A 6,689-nucleotide genomic window follows, 5' to 3' on the forward strand; every position below is an offset into this window, starting at 1 on the left:
GTATAGGTACTATGTTTTTCACCAACTCCAACCGAGCTCAATCGAATCAGGGTAATATCATCATCGTTATCCGCATCATTGCAGCGCATTCCATAACGTTCAAACAGCTCTCTGGTGGTTGCGCTGGCGAGCAGATCATCAGCCATCTCTTCCCGGTAGCTACCGCCATTAACCATCGGGGCATCTCCAAGCCCGTCCGTAGCCAGCAGGATATCACTTACCCCATCCAGAAAAATTTCCTGTAGCTGAAGAGCAGGAGAAAAAGCTGAAATCGGCGGATTTACGCCCCGCTGCCGCTCCACCTGCCCGTTACGCACCAGCAACAAAGCTGGCATACCGCAACTGGCAAACCGGATTACCTGACGCGCCGGATCAAGTTCCATCACCAGGCAGCTGAACACCTCATCCTCAAGCAGGTTGCGCATGGCAAACTGCACGGTACTGCTTGCAAGGTGGGTAAACCCTAAATGACCGCAGGCGCAGCCACCTGCAGAATGATTAAAAAACGCCGTAACCAGCATGGAGGTTACCGACGCAGACAGACCATGTCCCATGGCATCAGCCAGAAAAATCAATAACGTAGAGTTTTTGGAAGGAATAACAGAATAGCTGTCACCAGACATGATATCACGGGGCTGCTGCACAAGGTCTACCAGCCAGCCACCGGAGTCATCTGCATGCATATACTGATTTTCCAGCAGGTTACCAGCTATATGATGTTCTTTAGCCCGGGCCAGCTCCTGCTGGCTTGAGTGGTAACGGTTACGGTACTTCAGCAACTCAACTTCCTGTTGATGTGCCTGTTCCGCAACCCTTTCCAGATACAGCTCTCTGGTAACTCCTAACAACGCCCGCTGCAAGGCATCGGTCCGTAAAGGCTTGGCAAGGAACTTGGAGACCCCCAGATTAATCGCTTCCACCAGATCAGCATGCTCCAGCGAAGCGGTCATGAGAAGAACCGCTATTTTGGGGCTGCTCTTACGAATTTCCCGCAGCATGGCGATACCGTCCATAATCGGCATCATCAGGTCACTGACCACCAGATCCGGTTGCCGCAGATGGAACTGCCGCAACCCCTCAGCACCATCTGAAGCGCCGTATACCCTGTCAAACAGGGCTTCAAGCATTTTTTTGATGATGGCTGCGCCAACCGGTTCATCCTCAACATACAGAACCGACAGACCGCTGGCATAGGATTTCAGCAACGGATCAATCATCATAGGCATCTGCCTGATGTACGCTGATGTGAACTAGCACTTAAACCGCCCCAGATTTTCCCTTAAGCCTTCAGACTTTTGTGCCATAGCACTGGAAACCTCTTCAACTTCATGGGCCACCGACCTGTTCTGTTCTGAAACAAGATTCATTTGCCCCATCTGCTCCATCAACTGCTTGGTACGGGTTGCAATAAAGGTACTCTTTTTAACCAGATCGGATGAAATAGCAACCGCACCAGACAACCGTTCTCCAGAATCTCCTGCAGTAGCAATCAGGCCACGGGTTGACTCGGCAATACTCACCATCCGGCGGGAACTTTCCTCACTTTCACCGTACAGATTCTCCACACCGCTGACCACCGTAGTAACACTCTGGTTTATCTGAGAAAGAGAACTCTGGGTCTTGGCTGCAAGCTGACGCACCTCATCAGCTACCACCGCAAAACCTCGTCCCAGCTCACCGGCCCTGGCAGCCTCAATGGAGGCATTGAGAGCCAGCAGGTTCGTCTGGTCAGCAATATCAGAAATAATCTCCAGCACCTCACGTATCTTACCTGCATTGGCAGCCAGTTCTTGCATCCGGCCTGCCAGTTGACGTTGTTTGTCAGCTTCATCAATAATGATATTTCCAGCAGTATTCAGGTTCTTCACAAACTGCACCATTACATTACGAGTTGCCTCAATGGTCTCTGTGGTGTTGATCGCCATCTCCTCAGTCAGATCAAGGTTTTGACCAACCTCCTGGGTCAGGGCTGCCCCTTCAGAAACGATCAACGCCTGTTGTTGCACCGTATTACTTAGATTAGCCGCAATATGAGACAGCTCCTGGCTGGCAACTGCCGTCTCAGTTGCCGTTTCTTTTGCGGTTACAATACTGTGCTGCACCTTTTCTATAAAGCTGTCAATAAAGCCGGAAGCCTCGCCAATCTCATCAGCACGATGAAGATTCAGGCGGGCTGTCAGGTCACCCTCTCCGTGGGACAGATCAGAGGCCACCTCAACCATTGTTTGCAACGGCTTCATGATCCGATCATTAGCCACCTTGAACAGCGTCAGCATCCCTGCGGCCACACACACCAAAAAGGCACCCAGACCATACATCAGCATATTCAGCCAGGCAGCAAACTGCTTATTCTTTTCACCAAACCCTTTATCCTTAATTTTAACCGCCTTTTGAAGATCATCTTTCAGATCCCGCCAAAGCGGCGTTTCCTTACTCTTCAAGAGCGTAATGGCGCCATTAAGATCACCTGATTCTCCCAGTTTACGCACTTCGTCACGGGCCGGCACAATAGCTTTCCATTTTTCCGCAATACTGTCTAAAGGCAGCTTACCCTTCACAATAGTTGCCTTATTGGTTGTGTCCAGAGCCCTCTCAAAATCTTTGGCGGCCTTTTCAAAGTTGGCTTTAGCCTTATCATCCTGAGGGTTCATGATGATATTCCGTAATGCCTGTTCACCCTGCAATCCATGGGAAAGCATTTCATGCAGACTACCGTAGACAACCACATCACGGTCCACCATCTCGTTAAACTTTCCCCGTACGCTAACAGTCATATAGGCGAACACCGCAATGATGAGAACCATTACAAGGCTTATGACTACTGACCCGGAGATAAACAGCGACTTAATTTTCATAGGACACCTCGTACAACATTCAGATCAACAACCATTCCTGCAAGCAGGCATACGCTACCATCTCTCATATTTACACCCTGAACTGTCGCACCTGGCGCTGTAACTCTTCAGCCAGTGCTGAAAGCTGTGCTGCAGAAGTTGCTGATTCATTAGCTGACTGGGAACTTTCACAAGCGACATCATTGATCCGGCTGACATTACCGGCGATCTCGCCAGTGGTGGCGGTCTGTTCTTCCGCTGCCGTTGCAATCTGATTGATCTGCATGGTTACGTCGTTTATACGAGACAGGATCTCCTGTAACGCCTCACCTGAACGGGAAGCATCTTCCGTTCCCTGCTCCACCTCTTTTACTCCCTGCTCCATCTGCTGCACAGCAGCACGGGTTTCACTCTGGATAGACTTGATCATGTCACTGATTTCACGGGTTGCACGCGATGTACGCTCAGCCAGAGCGCGTACTTCGTCAGCAACCACGGCAAAACCACGCCCCATTTCACCGGCCCGGGCGGCCTCAATGGCAGCATTCAGGGCCAGTAGATTAGTCTGGTCAGCAATATCTTCAATAGTTCCGGCTATGGCACCAATCTGATCTGAACGGTCTCCCAGAGTCCTCACTGTTTGTGCCGAACTACGCACTCTCTCTGCAATCTGCTCCATGCCTGCAATGGTAGATGAGACCACACCGGATCCGGAAACTGCAGCTTCGCTGGCAGATTGGGCACCTTCAACGGCAATCAGACAGTTATTGGCGATATCTGAACTGGTGGCCGCCATCTCTTCACTGGCTGTAGCAACACTGGAAGCCTGCTCCACCACCGCCTCGGCACCAGCGGCAATGGTAGCAGATGTGCCGGACAACTGGGCTGCTGCTGCCGCCACCTGAGCACTCTCAGACACAACAACACCTAACACCCGTTGCAGACTTGCCAAAAACTCGTTCACACTATCAGCCACCTGGCCTATCTCGTCATTGCTTTTCCAGTTAAAACGCTTGGTCAAGTCATTTTCAAGGGTCAGCAGAAAGGTGGACAGCGCGCCGACCGGCTGTACCACCACCTTCTTCAGCATCATGATAATAACGGCCACGGCGATCAGGCCCATCACGACAATGGTAATCAGCAGGTTATTGGCCAGACTGAAAACCGGCTTGATCTGCTTGTCATACTCGGCCCGGGTCATGCCGGTCAGATGCAGGCCGTAGATCTTGCCGTTCATATCCTTGGCTTCGGTCACGGCGTAATAATAGTTACTATCCAGCAATGTCTTGTTTTTCATCAGAACGCCGTAATCGGCAGCCTTGGCAAAGGCCACGGTGGCCTCATCAAACCACTTACCATGGGCTGTCAGAAACTTGCCTCCGATTTCAACAGCGCCGGTCTTTTTCTGGAAATCAGCAGGATCAACCATCTCCTTGTTCAGCAGCAGGATATAAAAACTCTTTTCTTCCTGCATGGAGCGGCTGATGCTGCCTACCCCAAACTGCGTCTCTACAATCCCGATGAATGCTCCGGAATTATTAACAACCGGTGCCATGGCCCGCAGCCCCACTCCGCCCTTGCCCACTTCCACCCCGAAGATCGGCTTCTTTTCGGCCACTTCTTTTTTTATCATGCCGCGGAACGAGATATCATCGTCCCGCTTTTCATCATAACTGCGCCAGAGGGTCCGCATATCTGCCCGGGTCAGGTGGAAGCGGGTGCCCTTGAAGTCGACCACCTCAAACTCCTTGACAATCTGCTTCAATTCCTGTTCGGCCATGGTGTAATCATCCCTGACAAAGGCATCAACGACTCTGTCATTATGGGACAGGCTGATTGCATTGGTCACCAGGATGTCCAGCTTGCCCTTGATCTGGGTATCTACCTGGGACTGCAGGGATTTAGCCAGCGTCCCGCTGCGGTCTGCCACCAGCTGGGTCCTGAAATAGTACAGATAGGCCCCCAGCACCACAGCCACAATCACCACCGTGATACCGATTACCGCCAGCAGTTTGCCGGTAATGCTGCCACTAATTCTTTGCTGCGCCATCGTTACCCTCCCCTTTGCGAACAATAATCAAAACTATTTTGGCGCCACTCTTTCAGAGCTTTACCATTCTATAAGCTAATTAGACACACTCATTTAGCACCCGTTGCAGTTCTTTCTGCAGTTCTACCAAGTTGAGCGGTTTAGACAGGTAGCCATCAAATCCGGCGGCCAGCAGCCGCTCCTTATCGCCCCGCAGGGCGTGAGCGGTCAGGGCAATTACCGGGGTATGGAAGCCTCGCTGCTGCTCCTCCTGCCGAATCAGATACAGGGCCTCTTCGCCCCCCATAACCGGCATCTGGATATCCATCAGGAGCAGATCAATCCCCCCCTGTTTCCAGCGTTCCAATGCCTCTCTTCCGTTATCAGCCACCTCGACAACAAGACGCAGCCTGTTCAACAGGCCAACAATAAACTTCTGGTTCATGCTGTTATCTTCAGCCACCAGCACCGTCAGATGCCGTCCTGACCAGATCTGCTGTTCAGGCTGTCCAGACGCACCGGACGGCTGGTCTCTATCGACGCCACTGACCTCAAACGGCAGATCCAGATGAAAACTGCTGCCCCAACCAGGCCTGCTCTCCACCGAAATAGCTCCCCCCATCAGTTCAGCCAGTTGCCGACAGATAGTCAGCCCCAAACCGGTGCCGCCAAACTTTCTGGTCGTTGAGCAGTCAGCCTGGGAAAATGGGGCAAAAACCTTTTGCTGTTCCTCATCGGTCATGCCGATGCCGGTGTCACTGACACTGATTCTGATCAGCAGCTTCAACTGCTGCTCCCCCAGCAATTGAACCGCAACCCCGATACTGCCCTGCTCAGTGAACTTGATAGCATTCCCCAGCAGATTCAACAGAATCTGTTTGAAACGCAATTGATCCCCGCGAAGAATTTCAGGCAGGCTATCCGGCAGTTCAAGATTCAGTTGCAACTGTTTCTTGTAAATCAGCGAGATCTGGGTATTCAGAATATCGTTAATGGCGCGACGCAGGGAAAAATCGCTATTCTCCAACTCTACCTTGCCAGCCTCAATTTTGGATAGGTCCAGCACATCATTGATCAGAGCCAGCAAGCTGTCGCCGGAGCTTTTGATATAGGACAGGTATTCTTCCTGCTGAGCGGTCAGCTCGGTATAGCCCAACAGCTCAGCCATCCCCAGCACACCGTTCATCGGGGTGCGGATTTCGTGGCTCATATTGGCAAGAAACTCACTCTTGGCCTGATTGGCAGCATCTGCAGCCTGTCGGGCCTTCTTCAGCTCCTCCTCATGACATTTCCGATCGGTAATATCACGACACGAGCAGTCAATCAGTTTTTGACCAGCCCAATAGCAGACACTTGACGAAATATCCACGTCATAGACCGACCCATCTTTACGACGATGGCGGGTTTCAAAGAGGTCACCACTATGGTCAAGCCGCTCTATCATCAGCCGCAGTTCGTCCTGTCTGAAACAGGCATCCCAGTCCCATACATGCAGCTCAAGCAGTTCTTCCGGGGTATAGCCCAGCATCTCCGCAAAACGCTGGTTAGCTTCAAAGACCTTACCATTGGCATCAAGCACCACAATACCATCACGGGACTGCCCAAAGATCTGTCGGCGACGGACTGCCTCTTCTTCCGCAGCCCGGGCGTTTTCTTCCAGCAGGCTGTTGGTCTGGCTCAACTGTTCCACCAGCATACGCAATTCAAGCTTGCCCTCTGTCAGCTCCTGGGTCTTTTCCTCCACTTTGCGGCGCAGTTGCCTCCCCCAGACAAACACCAGGACGACACCGCTCATAACAACAAAAAAAAAACAAGCAGATACGGCA

Annotated in this window: 4 protein-coding genes; all 4 read right to left on the reverse strand. The window is 51.8% G+C overall.

What is annotated here, in order from left to right; all coding sequences use genetic code 11:
* Positions 1-1,220 (reverse strand): fused response regulator/phosphatase (locus tag OEL57_RS12455; protein ID WP_300740852.1); only part of this gene is annotated, 1,220 nt, incomplete at its 3' end.
* A gap of 30 nt (positions 1,221-1,250) precedes the next feature.
* Complete coding sequence (locus OEL57_RS12460; protein ID WP_300740853.1) at positions 1,251-2,855, reverse strand: methyl-accepting chemotaxis protein; 1,605 nt, start codon at positions 2,853-2,855, stop codon at positions 1,251-1,253.
* A gap of 70 nt (positions 2,856-2,925) precedes the next feature.
* Positions 2,926-4,884 carry a methyl-accepting chemotaxis protein gene (locus tag OEL57_RS12465; protein ID WP_300740854.1) on the reverse strand — a complete coding sequence of 653 codons (1,959 nt, stop codon included), beginning with the start codon at positions 4,882-4,884 and terminating at the stop codon, positions 2,926-2,928.
* Between the two features lie 79 nt (positions 4,885-4,963).
* Positions 4,964-6,689 (reverse strand): PAS domain-containing hybrid sensor histidine kinase/response regulator (locus tag OEL57_RS12470; RefSeq protein WP_300740855.1); only part of this gene is annotated, 1,726 nt, incomplete at its 5' end.

It is taken from the genome of Trichlorobacter sp. (assembly GCF_030247655.1).
Classification (GTDB): Bacteria; Desulfobacterota; Desulfuromonadia; order Geobacterales; family Pseudopelobacteraceae; genus Trichlorobacter.